The following is an 18,845-nucleotide window of genomic DNA, read 5'->3' on the forward strand; positions in this document are numbered from 1 at the left end:
ACCCACCCCGGTACTGCAGGCCACCGGCCGCCCCCACCCACCCTGGTAGTGCCGGCCGCTGGCCGGCAGCCACGCAATGCGCGGACGCTGCCGCCGGTCAGGGAATCGGCTGCGCCAGGATTTTCCGGACCGAACGACCGCTGTTGGTGAGGATGTCATCAACCTGCCAGCACCCCTGCCCCTGGCGCACCATCGGCAGGCGGGTCAGGTAAGCCTTCTTCCACACCGAGTAGCGCATCTCAACCTGGCCGGCGGTGGCCGACGCCTCTTCCCAGCTGTAGCGCACCGGCGTTTCGATGTCGCCGTCCTGCGCATCCAGCCACGGATCGGAATCGATCGTGCAGATGCCCTCCTCGCGCTGTTGGCAGGCGCGCTCATCACGCAGCGCCTTGCCGAAGGCCACGCTGACCAGCGCGGCCGGCGGCTCCAGCAGATCACCGTTGCCGGTCGTCGCCTCGTAGAAAGCGCGGGCGACAGCCGCAGGCTCCTGGCAGGCGGGTGCGGCCTGTGCGGTAGGGGCCAGCAGCAGGCCGGCAATCATCAACATCCCTGTCTTTCGCATGTCCAATCCCTTTGGTCGTGATGGCGATCTCTTGTAGAGCCGAGCCCATGCTCGGCTGCGTTCCAGCATAAGCCGAGCGCAGGCTCGGCTCTACTTACAGCCCGTAACGCTCGATCACGTCCAGGTGCGGCTGGCGGTCCTGGTCACAGGCCTCGGCAAGCCGCAGCCAGCAATGCGGATGCGGCCACGTCGCGGTCTGCTGCTGGAGGAAGCGGTGCAGTGCCAGCGGTGCATGGTCCTGCGGCTGGGCCACCGTGAACAGCAGGCCCGGCAGCGTCCCCTCCTCCACATCGGGGTCGGTGACGGTGTAGTCCGGTCGACTGTGTGACCACACCTTCCAGCCCTGTGCTTCGGCCGCCTCGACGAAGGCGTTCCAAGCCTCTTCGCCCGGGTGCGCGCCATCGATCATCCAGCTGCGGGCGAAGCCGCCGCGCTCCAGCACATGCACCTGCGAGTAGGTCGGGATGAAATGCTCGCGCGCTTCCTCCTCCTCGGGTGCCGGATGCACCAGCGCGGCATCGAACACCACCCAGTCGCCCACCTGCTGGGCGCGGTTGGACGGCGCGTTCTCGACGATGCGCGCGGTCACCGGACCGCTGCGACGGGCGTAGTACTCCATCGGCTCGCCGTTCTCTTCGCTGCGGATGATCACCCAGCCCCATGGCTCCTCGACCACACCTTCCTGGCTGGACAATTCCATGCCAAGCGCCGCCGCCGAGCGGCGCACGGCGTCCCAGTCGCGCGCCGCGCTGGCTGCGCTCATGTGGTCCCAATGCGCGGCATTGGGCTCCTCCAGCAGCTCCACCAGCTGTGCATAACAGGCCTGGGCGTCGCTGAAACGGCCGGTTTCCATGTACATACGCGCCAGCGTGCCGCGCGCGCCGTGCGAGCCCGGAGACAGCTCCAGAAGCGATCGGGCCGCCTGCTCCAGCGCCGGCCAGTCGGACACGCGGCGTGCACGCTGCACCTCGCACCAGTGCGCGAACACCGGCACGCTGCCGCGATACAGATCGGCCAGCTGGCGCAGTCCGTCGTCGTCGCCCTGTTCGGCCAGCCAGCGCATCAGCGTGTAGGCCGCGGGGCCATCGTGCTGCGCATGGCCGCGCACGAACCGCCACAGCAGCGACCGCGCCTCGGCCTGCGCGCCGCAGGCATTCAGTGCCGAGGCGGCCATGTCGGCCAGCGCCTCGTCATCGGGCAGCTCGGCATGCGCCTGCAGCAACCACTGCGCTTCGCGCTCGGGATCGCGCGACTGGTTCTGTTCGCCCTGCGCATCCAGCCATGCCAGCAGCTCGCCGGCCGGCACCGGCAGCGGCGCGGCGTCCGGCAATGCCTCGATGCGCGCGGCCAGGCCGGCCACCAGGGCCGCGGCACCACGGTCCTGGCGCAGCTGCGCCAGATGGGTGCGGGCCAGTTCCAGCTGCCGCAGTGCGACCCAGCGCGCGCCACGCTGCAGCGCCAGCTCCAGGCTCAGCGCCGCCACTTCGATCAGCAGGCGATGCGAACCAACCCGGGCGAAGTGCTCGATGATCGTGTTGAAGCGCGTGCCCAGGTCCCAGCTGTTGCGCGCAGGATCCCGCTGACAGAGCGCTGCCGCGGTGTTTGCCCACAGCCGCCAGTAGTTCGGGGTCAGTTCGCTCCACGGCACCAGCTGCTGCAGCGCCTCTTCGTCGCGGCCCAGCTGGGCCAGCGCCCAGGCCTTGGACAGGCGGCGCGGCACCGTGCAGTTGGCCGGCTCGTACTCTCCGGACGCAGCAACTTCGGCCTCCCGCTTTTCGATCAGCGCCAGTGCCTCATCGGCACGGCCCATGCCCAGCAGGATCTTGATCTGCATCTCCGGGAAGCTGTCGAACACTTCCTTGCCACAGGCCTCCACGGCATCGGCCTGCACCTGCAGGTAATCCAGTGCCGCCTGGCCACGGCCATCATCAAGCAGCGCATCGGCCTTCTCGCAGCTCAGGCACTGGAAACAGGCCCAGCTCGGGTCGATGCGACCCAGTGTTTCATCGCAGACCTCGATGCGCTCGGGCACCCAGCCCGGGCCATCGATGTTGCCGTAGCAGGCGGCCAGGTCCTGGGTCACGCAGATCGACTGCGGGCATTCCAGCGTGTCCTCGCGGTGCGCACGTTCAAACAGCGCTACGGCTTCGCCGAGTGCGCTTTCGCCTTCCACGCGGTTGCCGACGCGGTTGCGCAGCGCCCAGTGGCCGACATAGACGTCAACCCACGGGTTGTCCAACGCCTTGCCCAATGCGCGCGCTTCGGGCAGCAGCGCATCGACGCGGTCGATCTGCAGTTCACTGACCTCGTCGGCGAGACGGTTCAGCAGGTGCGCGTTCTGCGCCTGGCCGGCCTGGCGCAGGTCACCCTGCAGCTTTTCGACCCAGTTCCAGATGTCCATGGGGGTAATTGCTCCTGTCTAGCGAAGGCTGGATGAGAAGGTGCGGTGCTCAGCGCAGCATCTGCTGCAGGGCACCGGCGATATCGGTAAAGGCGCCGTTGAGATCCGGGCCGGGCGTAGCGTTCGCGCGTGCCAGCGGGCGGCCCTGCGCGGCGACGATGACTTTCAGCGAGCGCAGCAGGCGGGCTGCGGCCTCGGCCTGCGGATGGCCCTCGCGCTGGGCGCGCAACAGCGCCTGCACCGCCGGGTTGTCGAGGTTGAGGTACAACCGCGATGGTGCGCGTGATTCGATGCGCGCGGTGAACTGGCGCGCCAGGCGCAGCGCGGCCATCGAGACGCGCTTGTCGTTCTCGTCGTCTTCCAGGCGCTGCTTCAGCTCGGCCTCGCGGTCGGGCACCACCACCACCGGCAGCGCCTCCGGGCTGAAGCGTGCCGGCAGCAACTGTTCGCCGTCACCCAGTTGTTCGCGCAGCCAGGCCAGCTGCGCCTCGTCGAGGCTGTCATCACTGCGGAACAGCGCACGGTTGCCCTGCTCGGTACCCAGCTCGACCAGGCGCAGGCCCTTGGCCTGTGCCCAGCGTCGCAGGAACGGCACCACCGCGTAGCGATGGCCATGCGCGACCGGTACGCCCATCGCGCGGAACAGCATCTCTTCAAAGCCACCGCCGTTGTCGAGGATGACATGCACGGCACCGCGCGCCGGCAACGCGCTGGCCGGCAGGTCGCCCTGCGAGGTCGGCACCCGCACATGCTCCATCAGCAGTTCGAACAGGCGCTCATCGCACAGTGCCGCACCCAGCAGGGCCTCGTTGTGGCGGGTCAGCACGCGCCGCCAGGCTTCCGGCTGCTGTTTCGCGACGTCGGCCAGGCCGTCGATCAGCGCCTCCAGCAGTGCATGCTGCACCGCGCGGTACTGGTCATCGCGCTGCAGGTCTTCGCGGCTGGCGGTGGGCGTCAACCGCGAGGATTCGATCACCCCGCCGATGAAACCGGCCCACGGCGGCAGCAGGTCGCGCGCGTCGTCATCCAGCAGCATGCCGCGCACGAACACCGACAGGTTGCGGTTGTCGCTGGTGCCATAGGTGGCGCCGTCCTGCACCCATAGCAGGCCGGTGGCATCGCTGTTGCCATCGGCACGCAACGGCACGGTGACGATCGGCTCGAAATCATGCTCGAACCGCGCGGCGAACTGCAGCGCCTGGCGGCGGGCCTGCACCGGATGCACGGCAACATCCCCCTGATCGCGCCACGGTGGCGGCTCGGGATTGATCGCCTCGGTCGCAGCGCCAATGAAGATCGGCTCGGACAGCAGCGCGCAGTAGCGGCCCAGCACCTCGTGCAGGCGCGCCTCGTTGGCCAGCGGCAGGAAATCAGGATGCAGCTCCAGCTCCACCTCGGTGCCGACCGCACGTGCCGGCACTTCGCTTACCGTGTACTGCTCGGCATTGCTGGACACGTACAGATGGCCCAGGTCCGGGGTCTGGTACGAGGTGGTGCGCACGCTGACCCGGCGCGCCAGCACGAAGGCCGACAGGAACCCGAGGCCGAACATGCCGATCAGGCCCTCATCGTCCTCGCCGCCCTGGCGCAGGCCACGGGTATAGCCGACGCCGACGGTGGCCAGGTAATCGTGGATCTCCTGGCGGGTCAGGCCGGCACCGGTATCGGAGATGCGCAGCACGCCGGCACCGGCATCGACCTGCACCGAGATGCGCGACGGCACTGCGACGCCGGGCTGTTCGATGCGGCGGCGGATGATCGAGTCGTGCGCGTTCTGTACCAGCTCACGCAGCGCCACCACCGGGGTGGAATACAGGTGCTTGCCCAGCACCGTCATCAGTCCATTGAGATCGACCCCGGCACGACGGATCTCGGCGTTGGGGGCGGTGAGTGCGGTGTCCTGCATGTAATCGTTTACTCCTGGGCACGGAAAGACGCCAGAGGGCGTCTTCGTCGAGCGGGAAAAACTAACACAGTGAAGCTGACCGTTACTGCATTGGACACTTGTAGAGCCGAGCCCATGCTCGGCTGCTGTTCGACCACCAGTCGAGCATGGCTCGACTCCACAGAAAGCAGCCGAGCGTGGGCTCGGCTCTACAGGGCTGGCATCACGCCGCGTCGATGGCCTCGGACAGGCGTTCTACCGCGATCACCTCCATGCCTTTCACCGAACCGCCCTTGGGCGCATTGGCCTTGGGCACGATGGCGCGCTTGAAGCCATGGGTGGCGGCCTCGCGCAGGCGGTCTTCGCCATTGGGCACCGGGCGGATCTCGCCGGACAGGCCCACCTCGCCGAAGGCAATCGTCTTTTCCGCCAGCGGCCGATCCTGCAGCGACGACAGCACCGCCAGCAGCACCGGCAGGTCGGCGGCGGTCTCCTGCACGCGGATGCCGCCGACCACGTTGACGAACACGTCCTGGTCGCCGACCAGCACGCCGCCGTGCCGATGCAGCACCGCCAGCAGCATCGCCAGGCGGTTCTGCTCCAGGCCGACCGCGACACGGCGCGGGTTCGACAGCGGCGATGCATCGACCAGCGCCTGCACCTCCACCAGCAGGGGCCTCGTGCCCTCGCGGGTGACCATCACGCAGCTGCCCGGCTGATGGGTGCTGCCGCCGGACAGGAAGATGGCCGATGGATTGGAGACTTCCTTCAGGCCCTTGTCCCCCATCGCGAACACGCCCAGTTCGTTCACCGCACCAAACCGGTTCTTGAAGGCGCGCAACAGGCGGAAGCGGCTGCCGCTCTCGCCTTCGAAGTACAGCACCGCATCAACCATGTGCTCCAGCACGCGCGGGCCGGCGATGCCGCCCTCCTTGGTGACGTGGCCGACCAGGAACACCGCAGTGCCGGTTTCCTTGGCAAAGCGCACCAGCCGTGCCGCGCTCTCGCGCACCTGGCTTACGGAGCCGGGCGCCGCGGTCAGCGTTTCGGTCCACAGGGTCTGCACCGAGTCGGCCACGATCAGCCGCGGGCCGGCCTTGGCCGCGTGCTGCAGGATCGACTCGACGCCGGTCTCGGCCAGCGCATTGACGCCGTCCAGCGGCAGCTCCAGGCGATGCGCACGGCCAGCCACCTGGGCCAGCGACTCCTCGCCGGTGACGTACAGCACTGGCAGTTCAGCGGCCATCTTCGCCACCGCCTGCAGCAGTAGCGTCGACTTACCGATGCCCGGGTCGCCGCCCACCAGCACCACCGCGCCTTCGACCAGGCCGCCGCCCAGCACGCGGTCGAACTCGCCGATGCCGGTGGAGACCCGGCGATGCTCGGTCTGCTCCACGTCTTTCAGCGCGGTGATCTTCGGCGGGTCGATCTTCCCGGCCCAGCCGGCCCGCCGCGAGGCCGGCGCCTTGGCCGCCGCCGCGCTCTCCAGCACGATCTCCGACAACGAGTTCCAGGCGTTGCACTCGGTGCACTGCCCCTGCCACTTGCTGAATTCGGCGCCGCATTCATTGCAGACGTAGGCGGTGCGGGCTTTTGCCATCGGATGATTTCCAGCAATGGGAACAGGCGTGGCAGGATAGCCGAGCCAGGTCGCAGGTGCTGCGACCGCTCAAGTCCCGTCCACTCGCGCCGATAGCTGTCGCGGGCGTGCGCCTTGCGGGCGCCCCTCCCTCTCCCTCTGGATTCAACATGACTGGCAGTTACAGTCAGAGCCTGGTCGCCATCTCGCTGCTGGTGGCCATTCTTGCTTCGTACACGGCGCTGGACATGGCCGGCCGCCTGGCCACGGCCGAGGGGCGCGTGGCACGCTGGTGGCTGGCGGGTGGCGCGGCGGCCATGGGCCTGGGGATCTGGTCGATGCATTTCATCGGCATGCTGGCCTTCGACCTGCCGATTCCGGTCGGCTACGACCTGGGCATCACCCTGTACTCGCTGGCCGTCTCGATCGGCGCTTCGGCCTATGCGCTGTGGCTGGTGTCGCGCCCCAGCCTGCCGTGGCGGCGGCTGCTGGCCGGTGCGGTACTGATGGGCCTGGGCATTGCCACCATGCACTACCTGGGCATGGCCGCGATGCGCATGCAGCCGGGCATCGACTATCACCCCGGCTGGTTCGCCGCCTCCATTGCGGTGGCCATCGGTGCCGCAGGTGCGGCGTTGTGGATCGCCTTCCGGCTGCGCGCCGAGCAGCGCAACACCCTGCTGCTGCGCGCGCTCGCATCGCTGGTGATGGGCCTGGCCATCGTCGGCATGCATTACACCGGCATGGCGGCGGCGCGCTTCCCCGAAGGCAGCATCTGTGGCGCCGTCGGCAGCGGCGGCATCGACACGCGCTGGCTGGCGGTGCTGGTGATCGTCACCACCGTGGCCACGCTGGGCATCGCCCTGGTGGCCTCGCTGTTCGACCGGCAGATGCGCGTGCGCACCGGGCTGCTGGCCGATTCGCTGGCGCACGCCAACGACAAGCTGATCCAGGCGGCACTGCACGACCCGTTGACCCAGCTACCCAACCGCATGCTGCTGCAGGACCGCATCGAGCAGGCCATCGAGAAGGCGCGGCGCCGCAATCATGCGGTGGCGGTGATGTTCTGCGACCTGGATGGTTTCAAGGCGGTCAATGATGCCTATGGCCACCAGCTTGGCGACCGCCTGCTGGTGGCGGTGGCGCAGCGCATCGGCGGCCTGCTGCGCCCGCAGGACACGTTCGCCCGCCTCGGCGGCGACGAGTTCGTGATCGTGCTGGCCATCGACATTCCCGACGATGCGGTGGTGGTGGCCGAGCGCATCATTGCCGCCGCCGGTGAGCCGTTCACGCTGGATGCGGCCGAACTGCAGGTCAGCGCCAGCCTGGGCATCGCCCTGTACCCAGATGACGCCAGCAACGAGCGCGAGCTGATGGCGCACGCCGATGCGGCGATGTACCACACCAAGGAAACCGGGCGGAACGGCTATACCTTCTTCACGCCCTCGATGCAGCTCAGTGCCAATCGCCAGCTGCGCCTGCTGCAGGACCTGCGCAAGGCCATCGCCCGCAACGAACTGATCCTGCATTACCAGCCCAAATTTCCGGCCGCGGGCGCACCGGCCACCGGCGCCGAGGCGCTGCTGCGCTGGCAGCACCCGGAGCTGGGGCTGCTGGCGCCGGATGTGTTCATTCCGATCGCCGAACGCAGCGGCCTGATCCTGCCGATCGGTGACTGGGTACTGGACCAGGCCTGCGCGCAACTGCGGGCATGGCACGATGCCGGGCATGCGGAATGGACCATGGCGGTGAACCTGTCGCCGCTGCAGTTCGCCTCGCCGGCACTGCTGGACAGCGTGCGCGAGGTGCTGGAGCGGCACCGGATCGAACCGGCACGGCTGACCCTGGAGATCACCGAGACCACGGCGATGAAGGACGTCGATGCCAGCCTGGCCATCCTCAACGACCTGACCACGATGGGCGTGCACATCGCCATCGACGACTTCGGCACCGGCTATTCCAGCCTGCTGTACCTCAAGCGCATGCCGGCCACCGAACTGAAGATCGACCGCGCGTTCGTTCGTGATCTGGAATGCAACGACGAAGATGCCGCCATCGTGTCGTCGATCATTGCGCTGGGCCGCACCCTGCAGTTGCAGGTGGTGGCCGAAGGCGTGGAAACGCAGGCGCAACGCGAGTACCTGAGCGAGCTGGGCTGCGACCAGCTGCAGGGCTACCACCTGGGCCGGCCGATGGAGGCAGAGGAGTTCCTGCGCCGGGTGGCGGGGTAAAGCCGGCCGCTGGCCGGCGTCCCGCAATTGCCGGCCAGCGGCCGGCACTACCGGACAACGGAAAACCAGAAAGGCCGCCCGAGGGCGGCCTTTCTGCGTGGCAACGTCGCGAGGACGTCAGTGCATCATGTGCACGTTCATGTTGTGCATGACCCACAGGGTGCCGATCACGATGATGCCGATCACCACGACGGTGAAGGCCGCCGCGTTGACGTTCCAGCGGCTTTCCGAAGAGCGGTCCAGGTGCAGGAAGAACACCAGGTGGACCAGCATCTGCAGCACCGCGGTGACCGCGATCACCACACCGTTGACGGTGCGCGAGAAATCGCCCGACATCACCATCCAGAACGGGATGACGGTCAGCACCACCGCCAGCACGAAGCCGATCAGGTACGACTTCACGCTGCCGTGGCTTTCGCCGCCGGTGCCGTGGTCGTGTGCATGGTTGTCATGTGCCATTACAGCGCTCCATTGAGGTAGACGACGGAGAACACGCCGATCCAGATCAGGTCCAGGAAGTGCCAGAACAGGCTCAGGCACGCCATGCGGGTCTTGTTGGTCGCGGTCAGGCCGTACTTTTTCAGCTGCACGAACATCACCAGCAGCCACAGCAGGCCCGCGCTGACGTGCAGGCCGTGGGTACCGACCAGGGCGAAGAACGCCGACAGGAAGGCACTGCGGTCCGGACCGTAGCCCTGATGGATCAGATGCTGGAACTCCCACACTTCCATGCACATGAAGCCGAAGCCCAGCAGCCAGGTGATGCCCAGCCACAGGTACATCTGGCCCATCTGCTTGCGGTGCATGGCAATCATGCCCAGGCCGAAGGTCAGCGACGAGGTCAGCAGCAGCGCGGTTTCCCACGCCACGAACGGCAGCTCGAACAGGTCCTTCGCGGTGGGGCCACCATCGGTACCGCCTGCCAGCACCACGTAGGTGGCGAACAGCGAGGCGAAGATGAGGCAGTCGCTCATCAGGTACACCCAGAAACCGAAGACGGTGTTGCCGCCGGTGTCGTGGTGCTCGTGGTCGTCATGGCCATGGGCCGCCGCGTGTGCGGCGTGCCCAGGGCTCAGGGTCGAGGTATTGGTGCTCATGCCTTCAGCTCCGACTTCACCAGGCCCTGGGCTTCCAGGTGCTTGCGGTGTGCGTTCTCGATGCGTTCCACCTCGGCGGCCGGGACCCAGTAGTCCACGTCCTGGTCGAAGGTGCGGTAGATGAACGTGGCGATCATGCCGACGAAGCCGACGATGGCCAGCCACCAGATGTGCCAGATCATCGCGAAGCCGAACACCAGGCTGAAGGCACCGATGACAACGCCCGTGCCGGTGTTGCGCGGCATGTGGATGTCGGTGTACTTGGCCGGCTTCGGCCAGGCTTCACCACGCTGCTTGCGTTCCCAGAAATCGTCCAGCTCGGTGACGTCCGGCAGGGTCGCGAAGTTGTAGAAGGCCGGCGGCGAGGAGGTTTCCCACTCCAGCGTACGGGCATCCCACGGGTCACCGGTCAGGTCCACGGTCTTCTTGCGGTCGCGGATCGACACGGCCACCTGGATGATCTGGCACAGGATGCCGGCGCCGACGATGAACGCACCGCAGGCAGCAACCAGCAGCAGCGGCTCGTAGGCCGGGTTGACGGTGCTCTGCAGGCGACGGGTCATGCCCATGAAGCCCAGCACGTACATCGGCATGAAGGTCACGTAGAAGCCGATGAACCAGCACCAGAACGCGCACTTGCCCCAGAACTCATTGAGGCGGAAGCCGAACATCTTCGGCCACCAGTAAGTGATGCCGGCGAACATGCCGAACACCACGCCGCCGATGATGACGTTGTGGAAGTGGGCGATCAGGAACAGGCTGTTGTGCAGCACGAAGTCGATGGCCGGGATCGCCAGCATCACGCCGGTCATGCCGCCGATGACGAAGGTGACCATGAAGCCGATCGTCCACAGCACCGGGGTGGTGAAGTGCACGCGACCGCGGAACATGGTGAACAGCCAGTTGAAGATCTTCACGCCGGTCGGGATCGAGATGATCATCGTCGTGATGCCGAAGAAGGCATTGACGTTGGCACCCGAGCCCATGGTGAAGAAGTGGTGCAGCCACACGATGAACGACAGCACGCCGATGCAGGCGGTGGCGTACACCATGCCCTTGTAGCCGAACAGCGCCTTGCGCGAGAACGTGGCGATGACTTCGGAGAACACACCGAACGCCGGCAGGACCAGGATGTACACCTCCGGGTGACCCCAGATCCAGATCAGGTTGATGTACAGCATGGCGTTGCCGCCACCATCATTGGTGAAGAAGTGCGTACCCAGGTAACGATCCAGGGTCAGCAGCACCAGGGTGATGGTCAGCACCGGGAAGGCAGCGACGATCAGCACGTTGGTCACCAGGGCAGTCCAGGTGAACACCGGCATCTGCATCAGCTTCATGCTGGGGGTACGCATCTTCAGGATGGTGATGAAGAAGTTGATACCACTCAGCGTGGTACCCAAACCCGCCACCTGCAGGCCCCAGATGTAGTAGTCCATGCCGACGCTTGGACTGTATTCGATACCCGACAACGGCGGGAACGCCAGCCAGCCGGTGGCGGCGAACTCACCGATCCACAGCGACAGCATGATCAGCACCGCGCCCGCCACGAACAGCCAGAAGCTGAGCGAGTTGACGAACGGGAACGCAACGTCACGCGCACCGATCTGCAGCGGCACGGCCAGGTTCATCAGGCCGGTGATCAGCGGCATCGCCACGAAGAAGATCATGATCACGCCGTGGGCGGTGAAGATCTGGTCGTAGTGGTGCGGCGGCAGGTAGCCCTCGGACCCGCCGACGGCGAGCGCCTGCTGGGTGCGCATCATGATGGCGTCGGAGAAGCCGCGCAGCAGCATGACGAAGGCGACGATGAGGTACATCACGCCGATCTTCTTGTGGTCCACCGAGGTGAACCACTCCTTCCACAGATAGCCCCACAGCTTGAACTTGGTGATCAGGGCGACGACGCCCAGGCCACCCAGCACCGCGCCGACCAGGGTGGTCAGCACGATCGGATCGTGGGGGATCGACTCAAGAGAGAGTTTTCCCAACATGTTCATTCTCCCGAACCCGCGTGGCCGGCATGGCCTGCGTGTTCGTGTTCGTTGGCATCCAGGTTTTCACCCGATTCCTTGGAATCATGCGCATCACTGGGGGCGTGGCCCTCGTGCGCTTCATGGGTGGCGGCGTCGGCAGCGGCGGCACCGGCATGCGAGTGCTTCATGCCGTAATGCTTGTTGTCGCCCATGTGCTTGGCGATGACCCAGTCGAACAGGCCTTCTTCGGTCTTGCCGAAGTAGGTGACCGGATACCACTCGGCGTTGCGTGCTTCGCCCAGGGCCTTGAACGAGGCCTTGTCCAGGGTCTGCTCGCCGGCGCGGACCTGGTCCAGCCACTGGCGGTATTCGGCATCGGTGACCGAGTAGGCGGTGAAGTGCATCTTGGCGAAGCCCGCGCCGCTGTAGTGCGAAGACATGCCCGGGAATTCACCGGTCTCGTTGGCGATCAGGTGGAGCTTGGTCTCCATCGCAGCCATCGAGTAGATCATGCTGCCCAGGTGCGGGATGAAGAACGCATTCATCACCGAATCGGACGTGATCTTGAAGTTCAGTGGCGTGTTGACCGGGAACTTGATTTCGTTGACGACCGCCACCTTCTCTTCCGGATAGATGAACAGCCACTTCCAGTCCAGCGAGATCGCCTCGATGGTGACCGGCTTGACGTCCGAATCCAGCGGACGGTACGGATCCAGTGCGTGCGACGAGCGCCAGGTCAGGACCGCCAGGACCAGCACGATCATGCACGGGATCGACCACACCACCACCTCGATCGCCGTCGAGTGGGACCACTTCGGCTCGTAGCGGGCCTTGGTGTTGGAGGCGCGATACTTCCACGCGAAGGTCAGGGTCATGATGATGACCGGGATGACGACCAGCAGCATGAGCACGGTGGCCGTGATCAGCAGGGTCTTCTCATCCTGGCCGATCTGGCCCTTCGGACTGAGGATGGCCACGGCATCGCAGCCGGTGAGCATCACCAGCAACGACAGCAGCAGGCCCGGGCGCAACCAGCGCCCAAGGGTTTTCAACGGAATCATCGGTCGATCCAATTGCGAGGGAATGCCGTTCCCCGTCCCTGCCTGTTCCGGCCAAAGCCGGTCCCACCGGTCCGGAAGACAGGCAGGCAGGTGGGGTCGAGTCAGCCTTTCAATTTTAGGCCGTCACCCATCATTTAAGAAAGGCATTGACATTGATCGAGCGCAGGAAAGGCCCGATTCTGGCTGCGACACGTTGTCGCACCGCGCACGCACGATGGCATCGGCCGGTGATCCGCCGCGCTCGGCAAAGTCGCCTGAACAGATTCAGGTGCGCGGACAGACAGGAACATGGGATGCTCCAGGCAGGAGGGACGCCATGGACAAGATCGACTTCAAGAAGCGCGACCGGGCGCTGTACCAGCCCCCGGCAGGCCGGTTGGTCCAAGTGGAGGTGCCGCCGTTGCCCTACCTGATGATCGACGGCCGCGGCGACCCGAATACCGCCCCGGCTTACCTGCAGTCGGTGCAGTGGCTGTATGCAGTGAGCTATGCACTGAAGTTCGCACTGAAGGCCGAGGGCCGGGACTACGTAGTGCCGCCGCTGGAAGCGCTTTGGACCGCCGACGACCCGGCGAGCTTTGTGGCACGCCGCAAGGACGAGTGGTCGTGGACGGTGATGATCCGTACGCCGGATGGGATCAGCCCAGGGCAACTGGAGACCGCCATCGCCAAGGCGACGAAGAAGCTGGGCGAGACACCGGCTGGCCTTCGTCATAGGGTGCTTGAGGAAGGCCTCTGCCTGCAGACCCTGCATGTGGGCGCCTACGATGACGAAGGCCCGATCCTGGCTCATCTGCACGACGAACTGATGCCTTCGCTGGGCTACACCTTTGCCGGCCCCCACCATGAGATCTACCTGAGTGATCCGCGAAAGACCGACGCGGCGAGATTGAAGACCGTGCTGCGGCAACCGGTGCGGGCGGTTGGGCCTGACGAGGGTTCTCGCGCATGACCCGAAGAACGTCATGCGCATGATCGAACGACTGCTGCGCTGGACCACCCTGCCCGCCGGGCGCCGGCTGATGGCCGTGCCTGGGGCTACGCTGGTGATCGTGCTGGCCTGCAATCCGGATCTGCTGCCGTTGTTGCCGCTGGTGGATGCGTCGGGACTGGACGTACTGATGCTGTTGCTGGGTGCGCAGGTGGTCGCGGTGCTGCCATGGGTACGCGAGCGGGCCAGCCGCGGGACCAGAGTGCTCGCACGCCTGCTGATCGGCGCATTGGCGGGAGCAGCGGGTGGTTATCTCCAGCAGCTGGCGTGGTGGCTGGCGAAGGATGCGGGGATGGCGCGGCGTTGATGGCGTCGCGCCGCCAATCGGCCAAACAAAAAGCCCCGGCCAAAGGCCGGGGCTTTTCATTGCAACTGGTGCCGGAAACAGGAGTCGAACCTGCGACCTACGCATTACGAACCCAGCCGAGTGATCTTTACTAGCACCTCGAGCGACTAGCAACTGATGGGATAAGCCCAACTCCGGCCGAACGGACCGGCATGCACCGTTGCCACCGGGAACGTTGAACGGGGTTCGCCTGCCAAGCTTCCAGGAGCCGTTCCGGAGTCTTGTTGGAACGGGCCCGACTGACGGTAAGCGCCAACTAAGCCTCGGGGTGCGGGCAACTCCACCCCGCCAGCCCCAATGCGGACGAGGATGAGGACAACCCTTGTCTATAGACGTACTCCGTCGCAAAGGCCCATACCAAGGGGCGTCGCATAACCAATCCACGTACACCGAGGGAACATAACCTTTACTGCCAGTGCTTTAGGACCCAGCAATGCGGCAGGTAAGCTCACCGTAAGCCAACGGCTCTTCCTAACCCGGCCCTCTCGCCTTGAAGAATGGTTCAATAGACGCCTTTCCAGCAATGGAACCACCAAAATGCTCCGTCATTGCAGACGCGAAAGTGCCCATTAGGAGGCACCTGTCAAAGCCAGGGGGGTGCTGCACCAATAGAGCGTCGTGCATGGGGACCTTAATCTTCACGTCAGGCAAGCTTGCAACCTTCAAGATCGCCTTCTTAAATATCAAAGCAGCAGTCCCCTGCACCACCTGACTCACCGAAGAGCGGCACTCCTTCGGTGTCAAAGGCCCAACCAGTTCACGCTGCAGGTAGTTCCCCATCGAAGTGCCAATCCTGCCGTTTTTCTCGAACTCCGCGTTAATTGACCTTTTCCACTCCTCAAACACATTGAACTCAGCAAAGAACTGCTTTGCGCTCAGACGAGTGCCCCCCGATGCATAAGCAGCATCAATCAGAGCTTTTTGCCTCATTCCATATGCATAAGACAAGAACAAACGCTTGGCGAAACCACGCTTTTCGTCGCATTCGAACAAACTGCGGGAAACCTCCAAATAGAGATCACCAGAAGAGTAGAGACTCAACATCTTCGGGTCAGAAGACAAGGCAGCCATCACACCAACTTCAAATTGATCGTAATCGACATAGCTAAGCTCCATTCCCTTATCTGGGATTATGACATCCCGGTAATAGCCCGGAAGACCTTGGAGCGCTGGATCCCTGAAGTATATCCTCGAGGTTACCGTAGCTTGCGAGTCAAGAATAGGAAAGACCCTTCCCGCCCCTACGGACAGTCTATTCAAAATTGACCGACTAGCGTGAATGCGCTTAAGCTCGATCAAATCATCTCCAAAGCCGTCCTGCATCGGAAGCAGCCGGAGAATGTAGTCAAGCGAGACCCCTGACATATCAAACCCACGAGACTCCAACCTCTCGACGACCACATCATCTCGTGGAACCTCATAAGGAAGCTCATGCTTCTCAGCGAATCGCTTCAATGTCAAGTAATAATCAACGTCGACCGTTTTCTTATGTTCGCGCAGCCTGGCCTCATCAACTCGAATCCCGTGTACAACGCAGGAGGTGAGCTCATTGAAAACCGGAAGCTCCACATCTATTGCACGCTCAAATTCACCGTTACTTTTTGCTTGCCACAAGAGCTCCGTCCAATGCCGACTGAGAGCATCACCTATCACAGCAACAGTGCTGGCATCTAGTTCAGCCTGCTTGTAAAAGGCAGACAAGTAGCTGTCAACGACCGCCTCGTCACAAAAGCCGAGCAACGTTTGGCGAACATCCTGACGTTCCCTTACCGCCTTACTTACTCGTCGCCCTGAGGTCCCACGCTCAAATTCAACAACGTCGACAACACTCACAGGAAGCCTGCCCGCAGACCTAAAAATAGCAGGAGAAATCAACCAATAGTCGTGACATACCAACCGCACTGTCATCTCGACGATTTTATGCGCATCCGTCTCTGTCAAGGCACCATCGGACCAAAGAAAGTAGCGATCTCCACCGCGCTCCGAGAAGTCCTTAAAAAATATGAGAACGCCTGATCCATCAGTCATACACACTTATCTCGTCATAGAAGGAAACGAGGTTGGTAGAACGAGGAATGCAAACCAGAGACCCCTGTTTCGGCACATAAGACTTCGCTCTAATCGCGGTACCCTGGACCCGAATTCCTAGCTTACCGAAGAGCGGCCTAAGGTCCTCCTTATCAAAATCACGAGTTGCGAGCAGCAAATATCGCTGGTGCTGATAGGACCACTCACCACTGAAATGCTCGATTGCCTGCTTTAACGCCGCACGCCCCTCCCTGACAGATGCCAAGTACACAAAGATTGCTGGAATCTCGGGAGAGGCCAAGTTCTCCGCAACTTTTCGCTCAGCCAGTCCAACAATAGCGTCAGTCTTGTACTCCTTCAGCGCCAGCAGCATCCAAAGGTGATAGTTCTGCCAGGGATGAATTGAGATGACGGAATCGAGCATAAACCTCTCGATTCGATGGAAGCTTTCTTGAGATATAGCGAGAAATGACAGCACTCTACAAAACTGATCAGTGGAGACCGCTTGCGTCTCCAGGCTGTCTATCACTAGATCGACCAGCTCGCCTGCAACATCGGACTCGTCGACAAACATTCCAGAATCAAGCAAAATCTTAAGTCTATTCACCGCGAAACGAAACTGACGCAGCTGCGTATCCCCGGTCTTTATGAGATCCGCGAGCATACCGAAGACGAGAGGCACCGATCGCGAAATGATACGCCTACTCCTCGATTTCCACATGGCGTCAATTGCTGCGCTACGCGAATCAGAGACAGGGAAGAAATCAGACACCCGCTCGTGACCAAGCTTTATTATTTCCGTCTTAGATGAATTGATATTCATCCCTACGGTGCGAAGCTCAGAAATAAGATCTGCAACCGCTTTTCGAGCGCGCCGGTCATCAGCACAAACAATCCTTATGTCATCGACGTACCTAAAATAATCGTAACCCATAGAAACCATTCTATGGTCGACATCTGAAAGAACCACGTTCGCGATGAAAGATGACGCATCCCTGTTTTGCGGCAGGCCGTGCCGATCGCTATAAGACCACTTCTCCAGCAAAGAACAGAGTGTCTGGACAGCGTTTCTAATGTGCAACTTCGCTTGGCCATCCGCCTTGATGAGCGGCAATTTCGAAAGAAACGCTTCGCGAATCAATTCAATCGATATGTTCTCGAAATAATTTATTAGGTCAGTCACCAGTATTATTTTGCCATCAATCAACGACGCGTGCGTTATTCCCTCAAATGTCTGCCAAAGCTCGATTCTACTTTTGAAGAGACCCTTCTCACGATAACCTTCAGCACAATGTTCGCGCCAACGATGACCGAAAACTCGGTGGGACAACAGCGGGTCGTAATATTTTATTAGGAACGTGCAAATAGACTGATAAACAAACCTGTCATAGAAATCAGTCTCGAGCGCATACCTCAAGCCGAGACCTTTCTTTGGGACATCGCACAGCGTTCGCGCGACACCCGCGTACTGACCATTTCCTTCACTAAGCAGCCCTGCGAGAACCGCCTGAAGGCTATCTTTTTTTTCGAAGAGGTCCCGGTACCCGAGCACGTCAGAGAACCAGTCATCTCGCATATCTTGGTTCAGATGCTTCAGCACGGAATCATGATCGATCGGAAATGAGAGGAAGCCCCCGTGACCCGAGGGCTCCGTCGCTGCCCGACGCTCATTCAGGAGTTCTTCGCCCTCTTCGCTCATACAATTCCTTCTGCGGACTAACTCATTAGCTTAGGGCAGAGGATATCAGGCTACTCAAACGGACGCCCCGGTCGAACCAGCTCCGTCCGCAGCCTGCAGCCACAGTCCATCAGTGGCTGCCGCTGCCCCTAATGGCAGAGCGAATGCTAACGTTTCGGCTACAGGCGTGACACTTGCGGTACCGGCCATACCTCCCGTCCCTGGCTCGGCCCAACAAGCCACCGCATTCGCAAACCAAAGCGCTGCGCCCTTGATCCCAGCGCCACAGCCTCACACTGGCAACAAGGCCAAGGAACACCGACACCGCGATAGCTAACGCGGGGAGCCATCGCGCCATCGCATACACCCCTTCAAGCACCGGACTCTCCCGAAGCATTCCCAACGGCAGCATCAGCAGCAACCCCAGCGCCAAAGCCCCAAGTGCGGGCACATACATCCTTACCATCATCCACGTCCAACGATCCATGTAGCCGTCCCGGTGATTGTTTTATGCATCCTTGAGCATATCGGTCGCAGGGGATGAGACTTGAAGGGCACACATTTTTTACCGCCCTTACAAGGCCGAACACCACCGTACGCTTCATACATGGCCCCCATGTCTTGCGAGTGCAGGCATCGACTCATACACCGCCGCCCGCGTCCTGCGTGCTGAACTCAGGCAGCATGCGCTTTAGTAGCGCTTAGCATGGGGCAATCGGCAGCATTCCTCGCGCTCGCGAAAGTGCCGGTCAGCCCTGCCCGCACCGGCACCCGGTCGGCAGAGACAGACTTGCGCTATCAGTGCTTGAACCACAACTGCATCACCCAGATCTCCGGCTCATGATCACGTCACCTAGGCTAGGCATGACGCGGATCGGCAGCAGCGCTTCATACATGGCAGAGGCCGCAAGGGCATGCAGAGCTCCCGAGACAGGGTCCTAACGGACGGGAAACCGGTGTGCCTCTAGAAGGCCGGAGGATCGGCTACGAGGGATCCAGCCGAGGGAGAA

Annotated in this window: 13 protein-coding genes; 3 read left to right on the plus strand and 10 right to left on the minus strand. The window is 62.9% G+C overall.

The features are described 5' to 3' along the window. Window positions 1–97: 97 nt before the first annotated feature. The 4 genes from O0J15_RS00585 to radA form a co-directional block, all read right to left on the minus strand. Window positions 98–562, minus strand: a complete 465-nt coding sequence (locus tag O0J15_RS00585) for a hypothetical protein (protein WP_308304905.1) — start codon at window positions 560–562, stop codon at window positions 98–100. Window positions 563–656: 94 nt separating this feature from the next. Then, on the minus strand, window positions 657–2,963 hold the full coding sequence (locus tag O0J15_RS00590; RefSeq protein ID WP_308304906.1) for a tetratricopeptide repeat protein: 2,307 nt from the start codon (window positions 2,961–2,963) through the stop codon (window positions 657–659). Window positions 2,964–3,012: 49 nt separating this feature from the next. After that, window positions 3,013–4,869, minus strand: coding sequence for an ATP-binding protein (locus O0J15_RS00595; protein ID WP_111099007.1), 1,857 nt, complete (start codon window positions 4,867–4,869; stop codon window positions 3,013–3,015). Window positions 4,870–5,071: 202 nt separating this feature from the next. Continuing rightward, window positions 5,072–6,448 carry a DNA repair protein RadA gene (gene radA / locus O0J15_RS00600; protein WP_019659272.1) on the minus strand — a complete coding sequence of 459 codons (1,377 nt, stop codon included), beginning with the start codon at window positions 6,446–6,448 and terminating at the stop codon, window positions 5,072–5,074. Between the two features lie 149 nt (window positions 6,449–6,597). On the opposite strand from radA, the gene O0J15_RS00605 reads away from it, so the two are divergent. Next, on the plus strand, window positions 6,598–8,658 hold the full coding sequence (locus O0J15_RS00605) for an EAL domain-containing protein (protein WP_308304907.1): 2,061 nt from the start codon (window positions 6,598–6,600) through the stop codon (window positions 8,656–8,658). Window positions 8,659–8,775: 117 nt separating this feature from the next. Here the strand turns inward: O0J15_RS00605 and cyoD are convergent, their stop codons facing one another. From cyoD to cyoA, 4 genes are read right to left on the minus strand one after another with little or no spacing between them, the layout of a single operon-like run. After that, window positions 8,776–9,117 (minus strand): cytochrome o ubiquinol oxidase subunit IV, encoded by a 342-nt coding sequence (cyoD, locus tag O0J15_RS00610; RefSeq protein ID WP_005415725.1) that lies wholly within the window; start codon window positions 9,115–9,117, stop codon window positions 8,776–8,778. Next, window positions 9,117–9,755: a cytochrome o ubiquinol oxidase subunit III gene (gene cyoC, locus O0J15_RS00615; RefSeq protein ID WP_164144653.1), complete on the minus strand. Its 639-nt coding sequence runs from the start codon at window positions 9,753–9,755 to the stop codon at window positions 9,117–9,119. The genes cyoD and cyoC overlap by 1 nt, the downstream gene beginning before the upstream one ends. Beyond that, the gene (cyoB, locus tag O0J15_RS00620; RefSeq protein ID WP_019659275.1) at window positions 9,752–11,749 is read right to left on the minus strand and encodes a cytochrome o ubiquinol oxidase subunit I; all 1,998 of its coding nucleotides are present in this window, start codon (window positions 11,747–11,749) and stop codon (window positions 9,752–9,754) included. The genes cyoC and cyoB overlap by 4 nt, the downstream gene beginning before the upstream one ends. Window positions 11,750–11,751: 2 nt before the next feature. Next, window positions 11,752–12,792: a ubiquinol oxidase subunit II gene (cyoA, locus tag O0J15_RS00625; RefSeq protein ID WP_014646391.1), complete on the minus strand. Its 1,041-nt coding sequence runs from the start codon at window positions 12,790–12,792 to the stop codon at window positions 11,752–11,754. Window positions 12,793–13,108: 316 nt separating this feature from the next. Between cyoA and O0J15_RS00630 the strand changes: the two genes are divergently transcribed. Both O0J15_RS00630 and O0J15_RS00635 read left to right on the plus strand, forming a co-directional pair. Further along, window positions 13,109–13,744, plus strand: coding sequence for a GyrI-like domain-containing protein (locus O0J15_RS00630; RefSeq protein WP_308304908.1), 636 nt, complete (start codon window positions 13,109–13,111; stop codon window positions 13,742–13,744). 13 nt (window positions 13,745–13,757) lie between these two features. Further along, the gene (locus O0J15_RS00635) at window positions 13,758–14,090 is read left to right on the plus strand and encodes a hypothetical protein (protein ID WP_180876079.1); all 333 of its coding nucleotides are present in this window, start codon (window positions 13,758–13,760) and stop codon (window positions 14,088–14,090) included. Window positions 14,091–14,600: 510 nt separating this feature from the next. Here the strand turns inward: O0J15_RS00635 and O0J15_RS00640 are convergent. Both O0J15_RS00640 and O0J15_RS00645 read right to left on the minus strand, forming a co-directional pair. After that, window positions 14,601–16,157 carry a DNA polymerase gene (locus O0J15_RS00640; protein WP_308304909.1) on the minus strand — a complete coding sequence of 519 codons (1,557 nt, stop codon included), beginning with the start codon at window positions 16,155–16,157 and terminating at the stop codon, window positions 14,601–14,603. Further along, the gene (locus O0J15_RS00645) at window positions 16,150–17,856 is read right to left on the minus strand and encodes an RNA-directed DNA polymerase (protein WP_308304910.1); all 1,707 of its coding nucleotides are present in this window, start codon (window positions 17,854–17,856) and stop codon (window positions 16,150–16,152) included. Before O0J15_RS00645 ends, O0J15_RS00640 begins: the two co-directional genes overlap by 8 nt. Between the last annotated feature and the right edge of the window lie 989 nt (window positions 17,857–18,845).

The organism is Stenotrophomonas sp. Sm10 (genome assembly GCF_030985515.1).
Lineage (GTDB): Bacteria > Pseudomonadota > Gammaproteobacteria > Xanthomonadales > Xanthomonadaceae > Stenotrophomonas > Stenotrophomonas hibiscicola.

What these genes read in the sequence shown, in the direction of transcription:
- O0J15_RS00585 (WP_308304905.1), bottom strand. Translation starts at nt 562, where the DNA reads ATGCGAAAGACAGGGATGTTGATGATTGCCGGCCTGCTGCTGGCCCCT.
- O0J15_RS00590 (WP_308304906.1), bottom strand. Translation starts at nt 2,963, where the DNA reads ATGGACATCTGGAACTGGGTCGAAAAGCTGCAGGGTGACCTGCGCCAG.
- O0J15_RS00595 (WP_111099007.1), bottom strand. Translation starts at nt 4,869, where the DNA reads ATGCAGGACACCGCACTCACCGCCCCCAACGCCGAGATCCGTCGTGCC.
- radA (WP_019659272.1), bottom strand. Translation starts at nt 6,448, where the DNA reads ATGGCAAAAGCCCGCACCGCCTACGTCTGCAATGAATGCGGCGCCGAA.
- O0J15_RS00605 (WP_308304907.1), top strand. Translation starts at nt 6,598, where the DNA reads ATGACTGGCAGTTACAGTCAGAGCCTGGTCGCCATCTCGCTGCTGGTG.
- cyoD (WP_005415725.1), bottom strand. Translation starts at nt 9,117, where the DNA reads ATGGCACATGACAACCATGCACACGACCACGGCACCGGCGGCGAAAGC.
- cyoC (WP_164144653.1), bottom strand. Translation starts at nt 9,755, where the DNA reads ATGAGCACCAATACCTCGACCCTGAGCCCTGGGCACGCCGCACACGCG.
- cyoB (WP_019659275.1), bottom strand. Translation starts at nt 11,749, where the DNA reads ATGTTGGGAAAACTCTCTCTTGAGTCGATCCCCCACGATCCGATCGTG.
- cyoA (WP_014646391.1), bottom strand. Translation starts at nt 12,792, where the DNA reads ATGATTCCGTTGAAAACCCTTGGGCGCTGGTTGCGCCCGGGCCTGCTG.
- O0J15_RS00630 (WP_308304908.1), top strand. Translation starts at nt 13,109, where the DNA reads ATGGACAAGATCGACTTCAAGAAGCGCGACCGGGCGCTGTACCAGCCC.
- O0J15_RS00635 (WP_180876079.1), top strand. Translation starts at nt 13,758, where the DNA reads ATGCGCATGATCGAACGACTGCTGCGCTGGACCACCCTGCCCGCCGGG.
- O0J15_RS00640 (WP_308304909.1), bottom strand. Translation starts at nt 16,157, where the DNA reads ATGACTGATGGATCAGGCGTTCTCATATTTTTTAAGGACTTCTCGGAG.
- O0J15_RS00645 (WP_308304910.1), bottom strand. Translation starts at nt 17,856, where the DNA reads ATGAGCGAAGAGGGCGAAGAACTCCTGAATGAGCGTCGGGCAGCGACG.